The sequence below is a fragment of the Rhizobium sp. YTU87027 genome, assembly GCF_050644135.1.
Taxonomy (GTDB): domain Bacteria; phylum Pseudomonadota; class Alphaproteobacteria; order Rhizobiales; family Rhizobiaceae; genus Rhizobium.
Genome location: NZ_CP098440.1, coordinates 3,617,755 through 3,638,168 on the forward strand (window position 1 = coordinate 3,617,755; position 20,414 = coordinate 3,638,168).

Below are 20,414 nucleotides of genomic sequence, written 5' to 3' on the forward strand. Positions count from 1 at the left end.
CTCACTAATCCTTAGACTTGGCTTCCATTTCGTCGAGGGCGGCGGCAAGGCGCTTTTCTTCGTTGAAGTAGCGTGCGCGATCCCAGAAATGCGGCTTGCCGATGCCGGTCGACTTGTGCCGTCCGATCAGGCGGCCGGACGCGTCTTCGCCCTCGATTTCGTAGCGCATCAGGTCCTGGGTGATGATGACGTCGCCTTCCATCCCGATCACTTCGGTAATCTGCGTGATGCGACGCGATCCATCGCGCAGGCGCGCCGCCTGGACGATGATATCGATCGAACCCGAGATGATTTCGCGCACAGTCTTTGCCGGCAGCGTGAAGCCGCCCATTGCGATCATCGACTCGATACGGCTGAGGCATTCGCGTGGCGAGTTTGAGTGGATCGTGCCCATGGAGCCATCGTGACCAGTGTTCATTGCCTGCAGCAGGTCAAAGACCTCCGGTCCGCGCACTTCGCCGACGATGATGCGTTCCGGTCGCATACGCAGGCAGTTCTTGACGAGATCGCGCATGGTGATCTCGCCTTCGCCTTCGATGTTCGGTGGGCGGGTTTCCAGACGCACCACATGCGGTTGCTGCAGCTGCAGCTCGGCCGTGTCTTCGCATGTGATGACGCGCTCGTCTGTGTCGATGTAGCGGGTCAGGCAGTTGAGCAGCGTCGTCTTGCCCGAGCCGGTGCCGCCTGAAATGACGACGTTGCAGCGGACGCGGCCGATGATCTGCAGCAGCGTCGCGCCTTCCGGCGTGATGGCGCCGAAGCGAACGAGCTGCTCGAGGTTCAGCTTGTCCTTCTTGAACTTACGGATCGTGAGTGCCGGTCCGTCGATGGCGAGCGGTGGCGCGATGACGTTGACACGAGAACCGTCGGGCAGACGGGCGTCGCAGATCGGGCTTGATTCATCGACGCGACGGCCAACCTGGCTAACGATTCTCTGGCAGATCGACAGCAGCTGCGAATTGTCGCGGAAGCGGATTTCGGATTCGATCGTCTTGCCGCCGACTTCGATGAAGGTCTGACCGGCACCGTTGACCATAATGTCGGCGATGTCGTCTCTGGCCAGCAGCGGCTCGAGCGGACCGTAGCCGAGAACATCGTTGCAGATATCTTCGAGCAGTTCTTCCTGCTCGGAGATCGACATCGCGAAGTTCTTGATCGTGATGATGTCGTTGACGATGTCGCGGATTTCTTCGCGCGCACTTTCTCCGTCGAGCTTGGCAAGCTGCGAAAGATCGATCGTATCGATTAGCGCGGAAAAGACCTGCGCCTTCGTATCGTAATACTCGTCCGTACGAGTCGGGCGCTTGCGCTGCGGCGTCTGCATCGGCGGCGGCGAAACCTGCTGGCGCGAAGGCTCACGCTGCGGTTCGACCAGAAGCGCAGGGGCAGACGCAGAGGGCTGCTGAACCGGCAAAGGCGGCGCCATCGTGCCGCCTGCCTTGCCAAAACCCTCGTTTCCGCGTTTTCCGAACATGCCTTATTCCAATCCGATCTTGGCGGGCGTCACTTGCGCTTCAGCAGGCCGAGCAACCCACCCTTGCGTGCTTTCTTGAGGGCGATCCGCCCGGTCACGATGTGCGAAATCTGCGAAAATGTTTCCGCCGTCGGCGATTTCGCATCCATTTCCGAAATCATCCGGCCGCTATTGGCCGCGTTGCCGAAGAGGTTGGCATCGAAGGGGATGATTGCGATCGGGTCGGTTTCCAGCGGTTCGCAGAAATCGGACGGGCTGATCTCCGGTCGTTTCGGCATGCCGACCTGGTTGAGCACGAGATGTGGCATCTTGTCGTTGGGCCGCATCTTTCGCAGTGCGTCCATCATGTTCTTGGCGTTGCGCAAGTTGGCAAGATCGGGGGACGCGCAGATGACGACCTCGTCGACGCTGCCCAATACGGATCGCGTCCATTCCGACCAGGCGTGCGGCACGTCGAGGACAGTGATGGGCGCGTTGCGCTGAAGGACATCGAGGACAGGCTGGAATGCCTGTGGCTCGAAATCATAGGCGCGGTCGAGAAGGGAAGGGGCTGCAAGCAGCGACAGATGCTCGGAGCACTTCGTCAGCAAGCGATCGAGAAATACTTCATCCAGACGGTCGGGCGCATAGACGGCCTCGGCGATACCCTGGGTCGGGTCCTGGTCAAAGTCGATATTGGCCGTGCCATAGGGCAGATCGAGATCGGCCAGGATCGTTTCCGTCGAAAACAGGCTGGAGATGCCGAAAGCGCAATTGTGGGCGATCGTCGAGGCGCCGACGCCGCCCTTGGCACCGATGAAGGCGATGCTGCGGCCAAGCGGTTCCGCGTCCGGGTCGACGAAGATCGTCGCCATTGCCGCCATGATGTCCGGCATGGCGACGGGCTGGACCATATATTCGGAAATCCCATTGCGTACGAGTTCGCGGTAAAGCGGGATGTCGTTGTAGTAGCCGACGATGATGACCTTGGTGGAAGGGTCGCAAACGGCGGCAAGCGGCGCTAGCTCGCTGAGCAGGCTCGCTGCTCCTGCCTTGGTTTCGAGAATGATCAGATTTGGCGTTGGTGCTGTCGCGAACATGTTTGCGGCAGCCGCAATGCCGCCGCTGGTGATCCGCAAGCCGACCTTGGACATACGGCGATCATGGCTGCAGCGCTCCATGACCCGCTGCAATTCTTCGCTCTCGCAGAAGGCATGGACCGAGATGCGAGGGAGTGGGCGCATGTTCTCGAGTTCGGCCATGCGAATGGCATCCTCGGCGTTGCGCAGCTCCGTCGTGTTCTTGATCTCGTATTCGACTGTACTCATCGTTCGGTCCTAAACTGATCAGAAGGTGCTGGAGCTGCTGCTGAGGTCTTCGATCGTGCTTGTCGTTTCGCGATACTCTTTGATCGCGGCGTTGCGACGGGTCGCATCAATCGGGGTCATGCCGCGAGGCGCGATCAGGTCTTCAGGGTTCGCTATCTGGGCGGCCAGGTTGTTTTGCGTTGCGCAGCCGAAATTGTAGTAATTCTGGTTGTTGAAATCGTTGATCATGTCTCTCGGCCATTGACCGCACTGCGAAGTCATCGCCGTCGTTCCGACGAAGGTCAGACGGATCGGAGCCGCGTCTCCAGCACCGTTGGCCGCGTAGGTGCTGTTGACGATCTTCGAGCTCGCGATGCCGCGGGCCGACAGTTCGGCGCGCACCTGGCCGCGCAGCTGACGGGCGGCCGCTGCATTGGGCGACCCTTCGGGCGTCAGCAAGTAGACCGGTCCGGTGGCCCTCGAGGTATAGTTCTGCGCGAAGCCGCGGATCATGTCGCGCTGGGCGATGTTGAGGCGGCGGTCCGTCGAAGCGACCGGGATATCGACCGACTGCTCGGCTTCCGCAACCACGATCGGGTGGCGCTGACGATAATCGTCCGGAATGCCGCCGGTCGTCAGTTCGTCGTGGGAGGCGCAGCCGGAAAGCAGGGCGGCCGCCACGGCGACCACGGTCACAAGCGATCTCGAAAGGCGAGTTTCATGCGCAGTGCGCTGTTTGTGGGCCATCTGCTGATCTCTGTGTTGGGCCATTGTTGATCCAGCCGCGCTCATTTGTAGATGAACCCGATGGAGCCATGGAATTGAGCGTCGGCCACGGGTGTTTCGCGGCCGCCGTAAACCTTGTTGACGCGATTGAGCAGGAAAGCCGAAGCATCGTTTTCCGGGCTGAAGTTGTCGTCCGGACGGTTGAGCTGATTGCGGGCAACCGGGCGGACGAGATAGGGCGTTGCGATGATCACCAGCTCGGTCTCGTCACGCTCGACCGTGCGCTGCCGGAACAGTGTGCCAAGCAGCGGGATCTTGTTGACGCCGGGCGTACCATTCGAAGTCTGCGAAACGTTGTCGCGGATCAGGCCAGCAAGCGCGATCGAGCCGCCGGAGGGAAGCTCGATGGAGGTCTCCGCAGAGCGGCGTTGATAGGTTGGCGTCGAGCCGGACACCGAGGGTGCAGGCTCAGAGACGTTCGTCTTGATCTCCAGGCTGATGCGGCCGGAGGAAAGCACTACAGGCTTGAAGGCGAGATTGATGCCGTAGTTGTAAGGGACAATTGTCGTGTTACCATCACTGTCGGTCGTCGAATAGAGCACCTGGCCGCCGGAATTGAAGGTCGCTGCCTGGCCGGAAATGGCCGTCAAGGTCGGCTCCGCCAGCGTCTTGACCACCTTGGCCTGCTCGAGCGCGTTCAGATAGGTCGAAATGTCGTATTTTCCGATCGAGCTCTTGAAGAGGGCGGCTAGACCGCCACCCACGACAGCGGTAGCGCTATCAGCGCTAGGGGAGCCCAGTTGGGCGACCGAAAGACCCCCCGAATTCGAAACCAGATTGTCGAAGCCGAGCTGCTTCAGCACCTCACGACGAACTTCGGCGATGGTGACTTTCAACGTCACCTGATCTTCGCCCTGGATCTGCAGGAGGTTGACCACCTGCGAAACTTGGCGACCTTCGGCGAACAGTGCCACGGAGCCGTCTCCGCCCGAGCCCGTAGCGGTTTCCGTGCGCGTCGTTGCTTCACCGCCTTTCAAAAATACTTGTGCCAGATCCGCGGCCTGGGCTGCATCCTGCGGTGTGCGAACCGTACCGGTCAGCACGATGTTGTCAGAGACGATCTCGACCTTGATGCAGGAATCGGGGATGAAGCGCCGAAGGTTAGCTTCCAGGCCCGCGACGTCGCGCTCGATCGCGATATCGAGACTGACGATCTGCTGGCCATCGGCGCCGAAAATGAAGATGTTCGTCTGTCCTACGGTTTTGCCGAAGAGATAGATGCGCCGCGAACTGCGGGTGACTGCGTCGGCCATGGAAGGGTCCGACACCAGGATATCGTGAGCATCGGCGGGAAGATCGACGACGATCGCCTTCTTCAAACCGAGTTTCAGGCTGCGATGAGCACCGGGACCCGTCTGGGTTATCGTGACCATACCGTCGGAATTGGCCCATGCTGCGCTCGGGCCGAAGAGCGGGACGAAGACGCCCGGCGCGGCGCCGGTAAACCCGATCGCAAAGGACAAGCACCCTGCCGTCAAGGGCTTCATATGGCGCTTCAGATTGCCCATTCCCATTTCCTTTACTCGGCCTTCGGCGCGCTGCTGCTGTCTGTAACGATTGAGCCTGATTTAATGACTTGGACGAGGGCGCTGCCGTTGTCGCCGCTGAGCAGGTAGTCTGCAGCGCTGGTGTCTTGCTCCTGGGCGTCGGCGACGGAGCGCAATGCCAGCGACAGCCGATCGGCCATTTGCTGCGCAACGGCCAGTACCTTGGTCTGGTCGGGGGTCAGCTCCAGCGTTGCCGTGGTACCGACCACGGCTTTGGAGCCATCTTCCTTTTCCTGGATCTGCTGGTCGATCGCCAGCACGCGCACATTGCTGAGCACCGTCTCGGTCAGATATTTGTCGGCTTCCTTGGACTTGCGGACCATGATGACATCGACGCGGTCGTTCGGCAGGATGAAACCGCCGGCACCTGTCGCAACCGAAATTTCGGTTGCGACAGCACGTTTCCCGGAAGGCAGGAGCGAGGACATGATGCGGCTGTTCGAGTCGGCGATCTTTTCCGCGCGGATCGGTTCGCCCTCGAAGATCGGAAGGCGAACGACGGCGCCCTGCATATCCTTCAGCGCATCGGGCTTGTCGGATTCGGTGATAAAGCCCTGGACGACGCCACTCTGCGGCCATCCCATCCAGTGAACCGCTTTGTCATCCAATCGTGCGCCGACCGGCAGATTGGCGCCGGAGACGAGCACGTTGACAGTCGGCTCCTTCTCGACGACCGACTGAACCCGGGTGACGACTGAACCACGGCCCGCGAGGCTCATCGCCAGCACGCCGGCAAGGCCGGCGGCAACGACGGCCACTCCAAGTATCATAAGGCGGGCGGGTTTCATCGAACGTTCCTCGGGGATTCGCGCTATTTGCCCCGGAGGATGGCCCGCAATTGGTATAATTATGGTTAATGAAAGGCTTTGATTTTAGGTTAACAGAGATTTAAGCGCCTTCATTTCATGTTTTGCAAAGCGGCAATGAAAAGCGGTGAGGACGGAAAGGAAATAAAACCGCCCGCGGCGATAGCAACTCCGTAGGGGATCTTCTTGGCGACAAGAAGCGAATCCGGTACTCGCAACCCGATTGTCGTAATCACGTTGCTCTGCGTTCGCACCATGAGGATAGCTGCGGTCAGAAGGCCACCCATAATGCCGACATAGCCAATGAATTCTACCAGCGGTTCTCCGAAACCGAACCACACGGCTGCGGCAGTCAGTAGCTTGGCATCCCCTCCACCCATAACGTTGAGGGCGAAGAAGACAAAGCAGCAAGCAAACACAACGGCGCCACCGAGTAGATGGTAGCCGAACGCCTGCCAATCCATGCCAACGAAGGGAGCCAGCGCAAGGAAAGACAGCAATAGAATTGCTGAGATGCGGTTCGGGATGGTCATCGTTAACGTGTCCATCACCGCCGCGAATGCCAGGCACATGGGAAAGATGGTAATGATGACACTTGAAGTCATGACCCGATTTACCTCATTAGCCGAACAAAATACAAAGCCGTCCTGAGCATGTCAGGACGGCTTCTTTTCTCAGAGGCGGCTTGGCATCAGCAACCGGTGACGCCGCCGGTCGTGCAGGCATCATCCATCTTAGTGGAAATGCCGGTGAAGACGTTGTTCAGTTTGCTGCCCAGTGCGGTTGCGCCGGTGATCAGCGCGACGGAAATCAGCGCGGCGATCAGGCCGTATTCAATTGCGGTCGCCCCGGATTCGTCCTTCAGAAAACGGCTAACAAGCTTGGTCATGGTAACTCCTAACTCCAGTTGATGTTCAGCACGTCCGCCAACTGTTGCCGTTGATCGGATTGCCACAATTTAGCGCTGCCCTGTTTCCATCAACTTAAAGAGTAGAGTTACCACTTCGTAAACGTCGACCAACACTTGAGAACGGTAAGTATCTGCTTGCGTCATTGCTTAGAACTTTAGGGAAAAGGCTGCGTGCCGTTTAGTAGTTGAGACTCGCGAAACCTAGGGATGTCCCGCCGATAATTCAAAATGGCGCTCAAATAGGCCTCCGTTCGCGTAATGGTGTCTCCAAATGGCGCGTCAAGTCCGGATTGCGGACGGAACTGAAATGGAATTAAAGCTTCATTCACCAATTTTTCTCATTCTGTTTCGTAAAATCGCCGTAACTCTTGAGAGAGAATCAAAATGTTGCCGAGTGGCAAGAGGATTATCCTGGCCAGCTTTCTTGCCGCCGTCGGCTTTAGCGAAACCGCGGTCGCGCAGCAGGATGTTCTGCGGGTCTATATGGACCAAGCGCGAGTCCTGAAGCTCGATCGCCCGGTGAGCAAGGTGATCGTCGGTAACGCCAAGGTTGCGGATGCTACCGTCGCCGATGCAAAAACGATCGTGCTCACCGGACGCAGCTTCGGAACAACCAACCTTGTGCTGCTCGACGTCGACGGCAATGCAATTCTGGACGAAAGCATCCTCGTGTCGATCGACGAAGCAAACACAGTGCGCGTGTTTCGGCAAACGGAGCGTTCGGTCCTTTCCTGCACGCCCAATTGCGAACAACATAGCCAGCAAGGGACCGAGGCTGCAGCGGCAGCTCAATAGTCAGCCACCGCCTCTCGTTTGTTAGCCTCTGTTAAACTTCTGATCCGGCTTGAAACGGAAAATCAACGATCGCGCCTTACAAAGGTGCAGTCGTAGCTGTCCCCGGATGCATGCCATGAAGGAAGTGGATCAAGTCGCGGACGCAGCCTCCTGCCGCCATCGACGGAAAGGGCTGCGATTAATCGCTTTTGCGCGTTCCCGTGACGGGGCGGCGGCTATCGAATTTGCACTCCTCGCCATACCCTATTTCATGGTGGTCTTTGCGATCATTGAGACATTCGTCGCCTTTGCAGGCGAGGAGCTCTTGTCCAATGCGGTCGATACCATGAGCCGCAAGATGCGAACCGGACAAATCACGCCTGCCAACACGAACGTGACAGCGTTTAGAACAGCATTATGCAATGAAATTTCGATTCTGATCGCATGCTCTTCAACGGAAGTGGCCACTCCCAGCAAGCTCTTCGTCGACGTCCAGAACTTCTCCACATTTGCGGCCATTCCGACCACGATACCCAGAACGTCCACCGACACCTATGCGGACATCAAAACATCAAGCTTCAAATATCTGCCTGGCGGCTCTGGCACGATCAACATGGTCCGCGCTTATTACCGGTGGCAGGTCATAACCGATCTGATCAGGCCTTACATCACAAACGTCCGCCCGACCGATGGGTCGTCATCATACTTTCTGATGGTCGCCACGACGGCGTTCCAGAATGAGCAGTACCCGTGATGGCAGGTCGTGGCGTACTGATCCGGCTTCATCAACTCGCAAGACGCTTCATCGGCGACCGGCAGGGCGTCGGCGCGATTGAATTTGCCATCCTGTTTCCGATCCTGGTGATGCTCTACGTCGGAGCGTTCGAGATCACGATCGGCCTAAGCATGAGCAAGCGGGCAAGCCGCGCAGCCGGCATGATCACGGATATCGTGACGCAGCAGAAAAGCGTAACCAAGTCCTGGCTTGCCGATATGCCCTCGGTCGCCTCCGCGGTGTTTGTGCCATATGGTTCGACCGGCCTTACGGTCAAGATCACGGGTATCGCTCTCGATAGTGGTGCAAATCCGACGGTGGCATGGTCGTGGGCGCAGGATGGCAGCCGCCCATACGTCGTGAATTCCGCCACGACGGTGCCGACCGACATGAAGAAGGCCGACATCTTTCTGGTTCGTACGGAACTGAGCATTCCTTATAAGCTGTTCCTGTTTGCGCCCAACCTGGTGCCGAATAGCAGCACGATCACGATCAGCCGCAGTTACTTCTATCTCCCTCGTGCGAGCACCTCTGTCACGTGCAGTGATTGCTGACGCCCAAGCTCGTTTGCCAAGTCCGCTCTGCCGTTATAAGGCTTGCGGAGTGGCCCGCGACGGGTGGGCCGACAAATTTCTGTCGCTAGGTGGAGCATGGCGCGAGCCTTTCTTTTTGTTCTGGATTCATTTGGTGTCGGCGGGGCACCGGATGCGGCTGCCTATGGGGACGAGGGCGCCGATACGCTCGGACACATCGCGGAATTCTGTGCGGCAGGTGCCGGCGATCGCGAGGGGTTGCGCTCCGGCCCCCTGCAGCTTCCGAACATGTCGGCGCTTGGCCTGGTCCATCTCGCGAAGGCGGCGTCTGGCCGGTTCCCGGCCGGGATGCCGGTGCCGGAGAAGGTCTACGCGATGTTCGGCTCAGCCAGCGAAGTCTCGCGCGGCAAGGACACTCCGTCCGGCCATTGGGAGATCGCGGGGACGCCGGTGACATTCGACTGGGGTTATTTTCCGACTGAAGGCGATGCCTTCCCGCAGCAGCTCGTCGAGGCGCTCTGCAGGGCCGCCGAGGCTCCGGGAATTCTCGGCAATTGTCATGCCTCCGGCACTGATATCATTGCCCGGCATGGCGAAGAGCATATCCGGACCGGGAAACCGATCTGCTACACCTCGTCCGACTCCGTCTTCCAGGTTGCCGCACACGAGACGCATTTCGGCCTCGACAGGCTGATGACCTTCTGCACGATCGCGCGGGCGCTGCTGGACGACTATAACATCGGCCGCGTTATCGCCCGACCATTTGTCGGGGAAACCGCTTCCACGTTTCAGCGGACCGGAAACCGGCGCGATTTTTCAGTGCCGCCGCCGGAGCCGACACTGCTCGACCGGTTGGTCAAGGAAGGTCGCAAGGTCCATGCCATTGGCAAGATCGGTGATATCTTTGCGCATAAGGGGGTGTCACGGGTGGTCAAGGCGAATGGCAATGAAGCGCTGATGGACGCCAGCCTTGCCGCCATGGATACCGCCGAGGATGGCGACCTGGTTTTCACAAACTTTGTCGATTTCGACATGGTCTATGGCCATCGCCGGGATGTAGCGGGCTATGCCGCAGCACTCGAGGCCTTTGACGCCAGGCTGCCGGAAGTTGGCGGCAAGCTGAAGCCTGGCGATCTCGTCATCCTGACCGCTGATCACGGCTGCGACCCAACGTGGCGTGGCACGGATCACACACGCGAGCGCGTACCGATCATTGCCTACGGGCCAGGACTGCGTTCTCGCGATGTCGGCATACGCGCCACTTACGCGGACATCGGCGAGACGATCGCCCGCCATTTGCGCATCCCGATGGGGGCGCATGGGAGAAGTTTTCTATGACGTCGCATTTGAAGAAGGTCGAGTTGCATTGCCATCTGGAAGGGGCAGCACCGCCAGCACTGACCTTGGCCCAAGCCCGGAAATACAACATAGACATCAACCGTTACCTGGCCGATGGCACCTACGTCTGGCATGATTTCGCAAGTTTTCTGGAATGCTACGACAAGGTCTCCGAGGTCTACAAGACCGAAGAAGATTATGCACTGCTGACGGAGACCTATCTTGAGGAGCTTGCAGCGATCGGCACGATCTACAGCGAGCTGATCGTGTCTCCTGATCACGGCAAGCGGATCGGACTTGGTGCCGATGCTTACATCGAGGGCGTGTGCGAAGGTATTCGTCGCGCAAAGGCGAAAAATGGCATCGAAGCGCGTTTGATTGTTACCGGAGAGCGTCATTTTGGGCCGGAAAGTGTCATCGGTGCCGCCGCGTACGCGGCCAAGGCCAAGAATCCGCTTATTACCGGCTTCAATCTCGCCGGCGAGGAACGGATGGGGCGGGTTGCCGACTACGCGCGTGCCTTTGACATCGCACGCGATGCAGGGCTTGGCCTCACCATACACGCGGGCGAAGTGTGCGGTGCCTTCAGTGTTGCCGATGCGCTCGACGTTGTCCGGCCCTCGCGTGTCGGACATGGCGTGCGAGCGATCGAGGACATCGATCTCGTGAAGCGGCTTGCTGATCTCGGAACGGTGCTGGAAGTGTGTCCCGGCTCCAACATTGCGCTGAACGTCTTTCCGGATTTCTCATCGCACCCGCTGCGAAAACTCAAGGAAGCCGGCGTACGCGTGACGATCAGTTCGGACGACCCGCCGTTCTTCCATACGTCGTTGAAGCGCGAATACGAGCTTGCCGCCCATGCCTTTGGCTTCAGCGACGCCGCAATCGATGAAATGACCCGAACCGGTATAGAGGCAGCCTTCGTCGACGAGGCGACGCGACAGGCGCTTTTTGCCCGGATGTGATCTACCCGCCCTGGGGATCAGCGTTGCAAAATGGCCTCCGCTCTTGCGGTGGAGGCAATTTCCATGGAAGAAACATCCGATAAGAACAACGATAGAAAGGGCTCGGCCATGGACGGCGTAACGGTCATCGATCACCCGCTTGTGCAGCACAAACTCACGATCATGCGGCGCAAGGAGACATCGACCGGAAGTTTCCGTCGGCTTCTGCGCGAAATCTCCACGCTGCTCTGCTATGAAGTGACCCGCGATCTGGAGCTTACGATGGAGACCATCGAGACGCCCCTGCAGACGATGGAGTCGCCGATCCTTGAAGGCAAGAAGCTTGTCTTCGCCTCGATCCTTCGCGCCGGCAACGGTCTTCTCGAGGGCATGCTGGATCTCGTGCCTTCGGCGCGCGTGTCGCATATCGGCGTCTACCGCGACCACGAAACGCTGCAGCCTGTCGAATATTACTTCAAGGCTCCGGAGGATGTTGCCGAGCGCCTGATCATCGTCGTCGATCCCATGCTGGCCACCGGCAATTCCTCAATTGCGGCGATCGACAAGCTCAAGGAGCGGGGCGCGCGCAACATCCGCTTCCTCTGCCTCCTGGCCGCACCCGAGGGCATCAGGAACTTCCGCGAAGCGCATCCGGATGTTCCCGTATTTACAGCCTCGATCGACAGCCATCTGAACGAGAAGGGCTACATCGTGCCCGGCCTCGGCGATGCCGGCGATCGTATGTACGGCACGAAGTAATTCACAATCCGTTTACCAAATCGATGCAGCTGATGGCCCGGACAAGCTTGCCGGGCCATTTGCTTTGCCGGCATTAGCAACTTGTCAGCAATTATGGCGTAGCACCTGTAAGCATGGCCACGCATGACGCGGGGTTTATACAGGAAGGATTTCTGTCCCGATGCTCGTGCGTACCGTCATTTTTGCAAGCGTCGCTGCGGTGTTTGCAACACAGATACCTACCCTCTTGGGAAAACGCAGCAGCGAAGCGGTCACTTCGGCCAACTTCGTCACCGGCACCGCCGAAGAGCTGCCTGCGGCGACCGTCAACGGCGGCACAATGCGCCTGCGGGCCGATGCCCAGGGACACTATTCTGGAGACTTCAGAATCAACGGTCGACAGGTGCAGGGTCTGATCGACACCGGCGCAACCTATGTCGCCCTGAACGAGAGCTTCGCCCGGCGGCTCGGCTTTACCGGCAACCAGCTTGATTTCCGCTACTCGGTCAATACCGCCAACGGCACCACAAAGGCAGCGCACGTCGTACTGGATCGGGTGGAAATCGGTGGTATCCGCGTTCGCGACGTAGAGGCCTTCGTTCTGAAGGATGAGGCCCTTTCCTCCACCCTTGTCGGGATGAGTTTCCTCAAGAAGCTTGCCTCCTATTCCGTTGCAGACGGATCCCTCAGTTTGAAACAATAGGCGTCAGGAACTCGGCGACCGATGAGTGCTTCTTGCCTGATCGGCGGTGAGAGCGCTCTCCCGGGTGCCGGAGACAATGATCTCCAGGACCTCATGCTCGTCCGTGTTCTTGACATAGCGGTCGCCGACATATTCACCACGCTTGAGAACCATGACGCGATCGCCGACGGCAAAAATGTCGACCAGGCGATGCGAGATGATGATCTGGGCAACGCCTTGCTTCTTCAGCTCCAGCATGGTTTCGAGTAGCCGCTCGGTGGCCATTACCGAAAGGTTGGCGGTCGGCTCGTCGAGGATCACGACGCGCGGCTCAAATGAGATCGCGCGGGCGATCGCCACGGATTGCTGGCGGCCGCCCGACAGGCTCTCGACCTTCTGATAGACGGAATTCACGTCGACTTTGAGCCGTTTCAGAACGCTGTCCGCCTCGGCATACATCTTTCGTCGATCGACGAACGGCCCCCTGAGCGGCCAGCGGCCAAGAAAGATGTTCTGGCCGACATCCATGTTCCCGCAGAGCGCGAAGTCCTGATAGATCATCTCGATTCCTGCGTCGCGACTCTCGTGCGGGCTCTTGAAGTACACCGGTTGCCCGGCAACCAGGATTTCGCCGGAATCGCGCTGATAGGCGCCGGTGAGGATTTTCATCAGTGTCGACTTGCCGGCCGAATTGTCCCCGACCAGGCCGAGGATCTCGCCGGGATAGAGCATGAGATCGACCTTGCGGAGTGCTTGCACGGCGCCGAACGCCTTTTCGATGCCCCGCATTTCCACGATCGGCTGTAAGGGCTGCGCATCAGCCATGGATGCGTTCTCCGGTTGGCGCAGTTGCTGCGAAACGGGCCCGCAGGCGCGCGAAGAGATTGGCTTGACGCACCCATATGTCGATCAGCACTGCCGCGATGAGGATGACCCCGATGAAGACATTGATCCAGTGCTGGGGCATGCTGAAGCCCTGGACATTGAGTTGCAGGAGCGCGCGGACGAGCGTGATCACGGCCGCGCCGGCAAGTGAGCCGATCATCGTGCCATAGCCGCCGAAGATTGATCCGCCGCCGATGATGACGGAGGCGATGGCATCAAGCTCTCGGAACTGGCCAGCAACCGGGTTGAAGCTACGGAAGTATGCAACGTTGATGATTCCGGCCATGGTCGCGCAGAGGGCCGCCAGCATCAGCGAGATGAAACGCACGCGGTTGGTGTTGATGCCGGCGTAAGCGGCCGCGCGGACGTTGCCGCCAGCGGCGCAGACCTTCAGTCCAAACGGTGTGTAGGCAAGTATGATGCCGGCGAGGAGGGCAACGAAGAACATGAAGATCGTCTGGATGCTGACGACCTCGGCTACCGTGCGGATGATTCCCGACGGCAGCGAAAGGCCGAAATGCAGGAGAACGTCGTTCAGCTTGCGGCCAAGCAGATTGTAGCCTTCGGGCCAGCCGGTCAGTTGCTGGCCGGCGACAAACCAGGCGGCGAGGCCTCTGGCAATGTAGAACATGCCGAGCGTAGCGATGAAGGCCGGCAGCTTGAAGCCGACCGTGACGACGGCATTGACGAGGCCAGCAGCTGTCCCGGCAAGCAGGCCCATCGCCACCGCGGTGAGTGGATCGGCGCCCAGTACTTTCAGGAAATAGGCGGCGGTGCTGCCGGCAAGCGCAAGCACGGCCCCGACGGAGAGATCGATATCGCCGGCGGCAATGACATAGGTAAGCCCGACCGTGATCAGTGCCAGTTCCGTGTAGTTCAGCAGGATCGCAAAGGTGTTGGGCAGGTTCCACCAGTAGTCCGGCCTCAGCGCCAGGCCGGTCAGCCAGAGCACCACAGTCAGGATGATGGCCAGCGCGTCGCGCCGCGCGAGGAACTTGCCAAGCCCAGTGGCGGAGAGCGCCATGTCGGTCGCCATCGCCCCTTTGGTCTGGACACCTTCCAGGGCCACGCCGCCGGTCTCGTAGGCCGGTGGCGGCGGCCGGCCGCGGAGCCAGGCCCAGAACCGGGCCGCGATCTGGCGTCGAATGAGGAAGGGCTCGATCAGCACGGCCGTGACAAGAAGCAGGCCCAGGAAAACCAGCACGGCACCGGCGGGCAAGGTGAACCTGGCGCCGACGGCAACGTTCTCTCCGTCGATAACGACGGTTCGCGTGATCGGCCAACCTTCACGCAGCACCTTGTCGATCAGCACAACGACCGCGGCGCCAAGGCAGGACCCGAACACGCGGCCGCGCCCGCCGAGGATCGATGCGCCGCCGATGACGACAGATGCGATAACGGTAAGTTCCCAGCTGACACCGTAAAGAGGAGTGACACCCTTGTCCTGCGCCGCTGCCAGGAGAGCAGAGAGCGTCGCGCAAAGTGACGAGAGCAGATAGGCGCGAATGCGCACCCACCGCGTGTTAATGCCCGCATAGGCAGCAGCCTGCTCGTTGCCGCCGGTCGCGAAGGTCTCATAGCCCCACCGGGTCTTTGCAAGCACATAGGCACCGACAACGGCGACCAGCAGGAAGATCGCGATCTGGTTATTGAAACCGAGGGCGTTGATCTCGCCGAGATGAAAGAAGAACGGATAGTCTTTCGCCTTGCCGGAATAGTAGATTGCTTGACCGTGTGTAAGCGCGAGAACGAAGCCGCGACCGATGAAAAGCATCGTCAGCGTCGCAATAAAGGCGGGTACTCTCAGGATCGTTACAAGGATGCCGTTCATGAGGCCGATTGCTGTGCCGAGCAACAAACAGGAGATTGCGGACTCGATGACGCCGAAGTCGAAAACGTTCGACGCAAAAAGCCTGGCAAAAACCACGGCGATCAGGCCGTAGGTGGAGCCTACCGACAGGTCGAGATCCTTGTTGGCGATGACAAAGGTCATGCCGACCGCGATGATCCCGACACGGGATGTATCGCGAAAAAGTGCGTGAAGGGCCTCCGTAGACCCAAAAAAGGCCGGATTGACGAGAGCCCCGCCGAGGTAGAGCAGGGCGAGGAATATCAGCAGCCCAGCCTCCCAGCCGCCGACGAGCTGAGGCGGTGCGCGGCCTAGCGATGTCGTCGTTGGCGCCATGGTTTCTGCCGATCAATCTTGCCGTCGCGATGCGGGAGGCTTGCGTCATCCCGCATCGAGCTTAGGCGTTACGAAGCGTTAGTTCTCGAAGCGCTTGCCAACTTTTGCGACGTTTTCCTTCGTTACCAATTGGGCACGCGTGTCCAGGTTGGCGGCGGAAATGCCACGATCGATCTGGAGATAAAGCTGCATGACAGGCCAGAAGCCCTGCAGGAAGGGCTGCTGTCCGAGCGAACCGGTCAGGTTTCCAGCGGCGATACCCTCCTGCTGTGCCGGGCCGAGATCGAAACCAAAGGCGCAGAACTTACCGGTCTTGCCCATCTGTGCGACTGCCTTAACGAGCGGTGGCGTGAAGACGTTGTTAGCCGTGAAGGCGCCGACTGCATCGCCGCGGGACTCGAAGAGCGAAACCAGCGCGTTGACGGGATCATTCGGATTCGTATCGATGCCGACATTCTCCGGCCCGGCGTCGACCTTAAAGGCATCAAGCTTGCCGGCATCCTTCAACGTCTTGACGATGGCGTTGAAGGCGGCAGTCACGCGATTGTTCACCTCGATGTTCCCCATCGCGGTCGACGACGGCAGGAGGATCGAGCCGCTGGTCGCACCGCTGTCAAGCACGCACTTGGCAAGCGCTTCGCCGCCGATCGCCGCGGCCGAAGCATCCTGGCCGGTATGACTTATGCCACTGCGGTGCAGTATGGTCGCATCAAACGAGTTGGTTGTGGCGATCGGTATGCCGGCTTTCTCGGCAGCCTTGACGATGTCATTGTAGGCGCCGACCTGCGGCGTCGTCATGATGATGCCGTCGATTGTCGGGTCCTGAACGATCTGGTTCAGGATCTCGATCTCGCGCGCCGGATCGTCGACCGGTGATTCCGAGCCGAGCAGCAAAATCTTGGCACCGATCATGTTGCCGGCGACGGTTGCACCAACATAGACGGGGTCAAAAAAGCCATTGCCGGCCGTATGCGTCACGATCGCGAAGGTCAAATGACCATCAGCCGAATGGAAGTTTTTCGTCTCGGGCGCTTCCTTGGCAGCTTCGGCAAAATCGTAGCCGCCAACAGCTTTCTCAACGCCGCCCGACTGCGCAAATGCATGCGTTACGCTCAATGACAGTACCGCAGCCGACGCCGCGTACAGCAAAGTCCGCCTCATGATTAATCCTCCCTTGAGCCAAGAGAGGAGAGCCGTTCGGGCGCAATTTACAGAGAGCGAAGGCCCGAAGGCTTCCTCCCATGCGCTAATATTCTGCGCAATTGCGATGCAAGTAAACGGCGAACTCATCGTAGAGGTGAATTTGTTCGCCTCGTAAGCATCTCAAGGTTGTTTTTGTTGGGAAATAGCCGCCGAAGTCGTGTTTGGCGCCTCCACAGCGCCATAGGTGTAACTCTTGCGCTGCGGTCTTGCTTTCCTGTTGAAGGAGGATGCTCTCGTCCGCGCCGGCCAAGGAGGCTCTCAGCCTCGGGCAATAGCCACGATGCGCTCGCAAACGACAGCCGGGATTGCAGGTTGGCCTTCGCCGATCCTGTAGTTGGCAGCCAGGGCAGCGATTGCCGCATCTGCCGCGTCCTCGCTGGCGGCATGCACCAACGCAATCGGATCACCTCGCTCGACGCGGGTGCCGAGCGGCAGGATGTCGGATACGCCAACGCGGTGATCGATCCTGTCGTCGGGATGGCGTCGTCCGCCACCGAGATCGACGACGCTCATGCCGATCTCCCGTACGTCGCAGCCGGAAAGCCAACCGGACTGAGGCGCGGGAACCGCTTTCGTTACTGGCGCTTCAGCGAGGTATTTATCCGGCTCTTCCAGAAGATCCGAGGGGCCGCCGAGTAGGTGAACCATGCGGGCGAAGTTTTCGGCCGCCTTGCCTGTGGAAATGGCGTCCGCGGCCTTCGTTTCACCTTCCGGAAGTGACGAAACGACACCTGATTTCATCAGCATCTCGGCCGCGAAAGCCAGAACGGCTGCCTCAAGCCGCGTGTTCTTTTTCCTGCCAGCCAGAAATTCCAGACAATTGCGGATCTCGACGGTGTTTCCCGCGGCATCAGCGAGTGGCTGGTTCATGTCGGTGATCAGCGCCGAGGTTTTCACGCCTGCGCTATTGGCGACATCGACGAGCGCCCGTGCCAGCATCTCTGCGTCTTTCGGCTCGGCCATGAATGCGCCAGTGCCGACCTTGACGTCGAGCACCAGGGTCTGCAACCCGGCCGCTAGCTTCTTTGAAAGAATGGAGGCGGTGATGAGAGGGATCGAGTCGACGGTCGCCGTGACATCCCGAACGGCGTAGAGTTTGCCGTCCGCAGGCGCAAGGGCTCCGGTCTGGCCGATGATGGCACAGCCCACATCCTTCACGACCTTGCGGAAAAGCATGGCGTCAGGGGTGATGGTATAGCCGGGAATAGCCTCGAGCTTGTCCAGTGTCCCGCCGGTATGGCCAAGACCACGACCTGATATCATCGGAACGGCCAAACCGCAGGCCGCCGCAATCGGTGCCAGCATCAAGGAAACATTGTCGCCAACGCCGCCTGTCGAGTGCTTGTCGGCGATCGGCCGGTCTATGTCAGTCCAGCTCAGCATGTCGCCCGAGTGCGCCATCGCGAGCGTCAGCGCCACGACCTCGTCGCGGGACATGCCCTTGAACCAGACCGCCATGGCGAAGGCGCCGATCTGCCCCTCGGAGAGCTGACCGGACGCAAGTGCGGCAATGAACGATTGGATATCCTCTTCGGAAAGCGTTCCGCCGTTTCGTTTCTGGCGGATGATCTCCTGCGGGATCATGTCAATAGCTCGAAGCGGCGGCGGGTGCGGATTGCGTGCCGCTGAGCACGGCAAGAATGTCGTCGAGCAACCCAGATGCGCCGAAACGGAAGGTGGACGGCATCGGCCAGTCGGGTGCCATGATCGTTTCTGCAAGGCTTAGATAAAGCGCTGCATCTGCCACCGAACCGATACCGCCTGCCGGCTTGAAGCCGACCTTTCGGCCACTCTGGCGGATGACCCGCAACATGATGTCGGCCGCTTCCAGGGTCGCATTGACGGAGACCTTGCCCGTGGAGGTCTTAATGAAGTCGGCCCCCGCTTCAATCGCGAGTTCGGAGGCGCGACGGATCAGCGCCGTGTCCTTAATTTCGCCGGTCTCAAGAATGACCTTCAGCACGATCGGATCCTTGCACTCGGAACGGACGGCGGCAACCATGTCGGTGACGGCCTTGCCGCTACCGGTCATGAACTTGCGATAAGGGATGACGAGGTCGATTTCATCGGCGCCATCGGCAATCGCCTCGCGGGTTTCAGCGGCAACGTCGGCCACCTCCATCTCGCCCGAGGGGAAGTTGACCACCGTCGCAATCCGCACCGGATGGCCTGTGCCGAGTACGGCGCGAGCGCGAGCGACGAAGCGCGGCCAGATGCAGATCGCTGCCGTGTTGCCATAGGGGGTCTGAGCCCGAGCGCACAGCGCGTCGATCTGCGCCTCGGTGCAATCGTCCTTGAGGTTCGTGAGATCGAGGAGGGAGAGGGCGACGGCGGCCGTTTCCTTGATGGAATGGTTGGTCATTGTTCGCGTTCTCCTGCAATCATTTCTTTCAGTATGGCGGCGAGGCGAGCTCCGCCGATCGGAGCCATATCTTTGGTCTCCTCATGGCTCAGTTCGCCGCCGGTCATGCCCGCTCCATAGTTGGTGATTACCGACGCTGCCGCAACCCTTAAGCCAAGCATTCGTGCGATAATGACCTCCGGAACCGTCGACATCCCGACCGCGTCTGCACCGAGGATGCGGGCCATGCGGATTTCGGCCGGTGTTTCGAAGCTCGGGCCGGAGAACCACATATAGACGCCTTGCGACAAGGGGATGCCAAGCGTCTCGGCGGCCTTGCGCATCCTGTCGGCAAGACTTGCATCGTAGGCGCTGGTCATTCCGACAAAGCGGCGGTCGCTTTCCTCGCCGATCAGCGGATTCATGCCGGAATAGTTTATGTGGTCGGTGATCTGCATCACCGAGCCGGGCGGCATGTCGTCCCGCAGCGAACCCGCGGAATTGGTCAGGATCAGGGTCCCGATACCGAGTTCCTTCAGGACTTCGATCGGCAGTCGCATCGCGCCTGCGTCACCTTTCTCGTAGAAATGAACTCGGCCGGACAACATCACCACAGGTACACCGCCAAGCGAACCGGCGACGACTTCTCCGGCATGGCCGGAGACAGCGCTGACCGGGAAGCCCGGCAAGTCATGATAAGGGATGCGGTGCGCGTCCTTCAGCTCGCCGACCAGCGAACCGAGGCCCGAACCAAGCACGATGCCCACGCGCGGCGAAAGACCGCCGAGCTTGTCGGCGAGGACATCGAGAGCGACACTCATCCGAGTTCGGTCTCGAAGCTGAAGGGCAAAAGCTCTTCCATAGTCATCGTCTTCTTCACGCCGACCTCATCGCAAAGATAGATCTTCGTGTCCTTGGAAGCGAACTCCGAGATCTTCTGCCGGCAGCCGCCGCAGGGCGGGCAAAGCGGAAGCTTCTCGGCGATGACAGCCATTTCGACGATCTTCTTGGCACCGCCCATGATCATCGCACTGATGGCGGTCGGTTCCGCACACCAACCTTGCGGGAAGGACAGGTTTTCGATGTTGGCGCCGGTATAAACCCTGCCGTCCTCGGCGCGGATCGCCGCGCCGACGGGGAATTTCGAGTAGGGAGCATGAGCGAAGGCCATGGCATCGCGAGCGGCCTCGAAAAGATCGTGGGACAT

Annotated in this window: 21 protein-coding genes; 7 read left to right on the plus strand and 14 right to left on the minus strand. The window is 59.7% G+C overall.

Features of this window, described 5'->3' with window-relative positions:
* Nucleotides 1–4: 4 nt before the first annotated feature.
* The 7 genes from NBG89_RS17850 to NBG89_RS17880 all read right to left on the minus strand — a co-directional run bounded on the left by NBG89_RS17850 (nt 5) and on the right by NBG89_RS17880 (nt 6,788).
* Complete coding sequence (locus NBG89_RS17850) at nt 5–1,474, minus strand: CpaF family protein (protein WP_431321030.1); 1,470 nt, start codon at nt 1,472–1,474, stop codon at nt 5–7.
* A gap of 29 nt (nt 1,475–1,503) precedes the next feature.
* Nucleotides 1,504–2,781 (minus strand): AAA family ATPase, encoded by a 1,278-nt coding sequence (locus NBG89_RS17855; protein ID WP_431321031.1) that lies wholly within the window; start codon nt 2,779–2,781, stop codon nt 1,504–1,506.
* 18 nt (nt 2,782–2,799) lie between these two features.
* Nucleotides 2,800–3,507, minus strand: coding sequence for a CpaD family pilus assembly protein (locus tag NBG89_RS17860; protein WP_431321032.1), 708 nt, complete (start codon nt 3,505–3,507; stop codon nt 2,800–2,802).
* 41 nt (nt 3,508–3,548) lie between these two features.
* A complete protein-coding gene (locus NBG89_RS17865; RefSeq protein WP_431321033.1) occupies nt 3,549–5,060 on the minus strand; it encodes a type II and III secretion system protein family protein in 1,512 nt (503 codons plus the stop codon).
* Nucleotides 5,061–5,065: 5 nt separating this feature from the next.
* Nucleotides 5,066–5,881 carry a Flp pilus assembly protein CpaB gene (gene cpaB, locus NBG89_RS17870; RefSeq protein ID WP_431321034.1) on the minus strand — a complete coding sequence of 272 codons (816 nt, stop codon included), beginning with the start codon at nt 5,879–5,881 and terminating at the stop codon, nt 5,066–5,068.
* 110 nt (nt 5,882–5,991) lie between these two features.
* The gene (locus NBG89_RS17875; RefSeq protein ID WP_431321035.1) at nt 5,992–6,504 is read right to left on the minus strand and encodes an A24 family peptidase; all 513 of its coding nucleotides are present in this window, start codon (nt 6,502–6,504) and stop codon (nt 5,992–5,994) included.
* A gap of 86 nt (nt 6,505–6,590) precedes the next feature.
* Nucleotides 6,591–6,788, minus strand: coding sequence for a Flp family type IVb pilin (locus tag NBG89_RS17880; RefSeq protein ID WP_431321036.1), 198 nt, complete (start codon nt 6,786–6,788; stop codon nt 6,591–6,593).
* Nucleotides 6,789–7,193: 405 nt separating this feature from the next.
* Between NBG89_RS17880 and NBG89_RS17885 the strand changes: the two genes are divergently transcribed.
* From NBG89_RS17885 to NBG89_RS17915, 7 genes are all read left to right on the plus strand, one after another.
* Nucleotides 7,194–7,604, plus strand: a complete 411-nt coding sequence (locus NBG89_RS17885) for a pilus assembly protein N-terminal domain-containing protein (protein ID WP_431321037.1) — start codon at nt 7,194–7,196, stop codon at nt 7,602–7,604.
* Between the two features lie 115 nt (nt 7,605–7,719).
* Nucleotides 7,720–8,337 (plus strand): TadE/TadG family type IV pilus assembly protein, encoded by a 618-nt coding sequence (locus NBG89_RS17890; RefSeq protein WP_431322731.1) that lies wholly within the window; start codon nt 7,720–7,722, stop codon nt 8,335–8,337.
* The gene (locus NBG89_RS17895) at nt 8,337–8,912 is read left to right on the plus strand and encodes a TadE/TadG family type IV pilus assembly protein (RefSeq protein WP_431321038.1); all 576 of its coding nucleotides are present in this window, start codon (nt 8,337–8,339) and stop codon (nt 8,910–8,912) included. The genes NBG89_RS17890 and NBG89_RS17895 overlap by 1 nt, the downstream gene beginning before the upstream one ends.
* Before the next feature lie 96 nt (nt 8,913–9,008).
* Nucleotides 9,009–10,229 carry a phosphopentomutase gene (locus tag NBG89_RS17900; RefSeq protein ID WP_431321039.1) on the plus strand — a complete coding sequence of 407 codons (1,221 nt, stop codon included), beginning with the start codon at nt 9,009–9,011 and terminating at the stop codon, nt 10,227–10,229.
* Nucleotides 10,226–11,194, plus strand: a complete 969-nt coding sequence (locus NBG89_RS17905; RefSeq protein ID WP_431321040.1) for an adenosine deaminase — start codon at nt 10,226–10,228, stop codon at nt 11,192–11,194. The genes NBG89_RS17900 and NBG89_RS17905 overlap by 4 nt, the downstream gene beginning before the upstream one ends.
* Nucleotides 11,195–11,302: 108 nt before the next feature.
* Nucleotides 11,303–11,932 (plus strand): uracil phosphoribosyltransferase, encoded by a 630-nt coding sequence (gene upp / locus NBG89_RS17910; RefSeq protein WP_007529134.1) that lies wholly within the window; start codon nt 11,303–11,305, stop codon nt 11,930–11,932.
* A gap of 160 nt (nt 11,933–12,092) precedes the next feature.
* Complete coding sequence (locus NBG89_RS17915) at nt 12,093–12,614, plus strand: TIGR02281 family clan AA aspartic protease (RefSeq protein WP_431321041.1); 522 nt, start codon at nt 12,093–12,095, stop codon at nt 12,612–12,614.
* A 3-nt stretch (nt 12,615–12,617) separates the two neighbouring features.
* On the opposite strand, the gene NBG89_RS17920 is transcribed toward NBG89_RS17915, so the two are convergent.
* The 7 genes from NBG89_RS17920 to NBG89_RS17950 form a co-directional block, all read right to left on the minus strand.
* Nucleotides 12,618–13,418: an ATP-binding cassette domain-containing protein gene (locus tag NBG89_RS17920; RefSeq protein ID WP_431321042.1), complete on the minus strand. Its 801-nt coding sequence runs from the start codon at nt 13,416–13,418 to the stop codon at nt 12,618–12,620.
* On the minus strand, nt 13,411–15,663 hold the full coding sequence (locus tag NBG89_RS17925; RefSeq protein ID WP_431321043.1) for an ABC transporter permease: 2,253 nt from the start codon (nt 15,661–15,663) through the stop codon (nt 13,411–13,413). The genes NBG89_RS17920 and NBG89_RS17925 overlap by 8 nt, the downstream gene beginning before the upstream one ends.
* A gap of 78 nt (nt 15,664–15,741) precedes the next feature.
* Nucleotides 15,742–16,824, minus strand: a complete 1,083-nt coding sequence (locus NBG89_RS17930) for a substrate-binding domain-containing protein (protein WP_431321044.1) — start codon at nt 16,822–16,824, stop codon at nt 15,742–15,744.
* Nucleotides 16,825–17,124: 300 nt separating this feature from the next.
* The gene (gene deoA, locus NBG89_RS17935) at nt 17,125–18,450 is read right to left on the minus strand and encodes a thymidine phosphorylase (RefSeq protein ID WP_431321045.1); all 1,326 of its coding nucleotides are present in this window, start codon (nt 18,448–18,450) and stop codon (nt 17,125–17,127) included.
* Nucleotide 18,451: 1 nt separating this feature from the next.
* Nucleotides 18,452–19,228, minus strand: coding sequence for a deoxyribose-phosphate aldolase (deoC, locus tag NBG89_RS17940; protein ID WP_431321046.1), 777 nt, complete (start codon nt 19,226–19,228; stop codon nt 18,452–18,454).
* Nucleotides 19,225–20,028: a purine-nucleoside phosphorylase gene (locus NBG89_RS17945; protein WP_431321047.1), complete on the minus strand. Its 804-nt coding sequence runs from the start codon at nt 20,026–20,028 to the stop codon at nt 19,225–19,227. The genes deoC and NBG89_RS17945 overlap by 4 nt, the downstream gene beginning before the upstream one ends.
* Nucleotides 20,025–20,414, minus strand: coding sequence for a cytidine deaminase (locus NBG89_RS17950; RefSeq protein WP_431321048.1), 390 nt, complete (start codon nt 20,412–20,414; stop codon nt 20,025–20,027). The genes NBG89_RS17945 and NBG89_RS17950 overlap by 4 nt, the downstream gene beginning before the upstream one ends.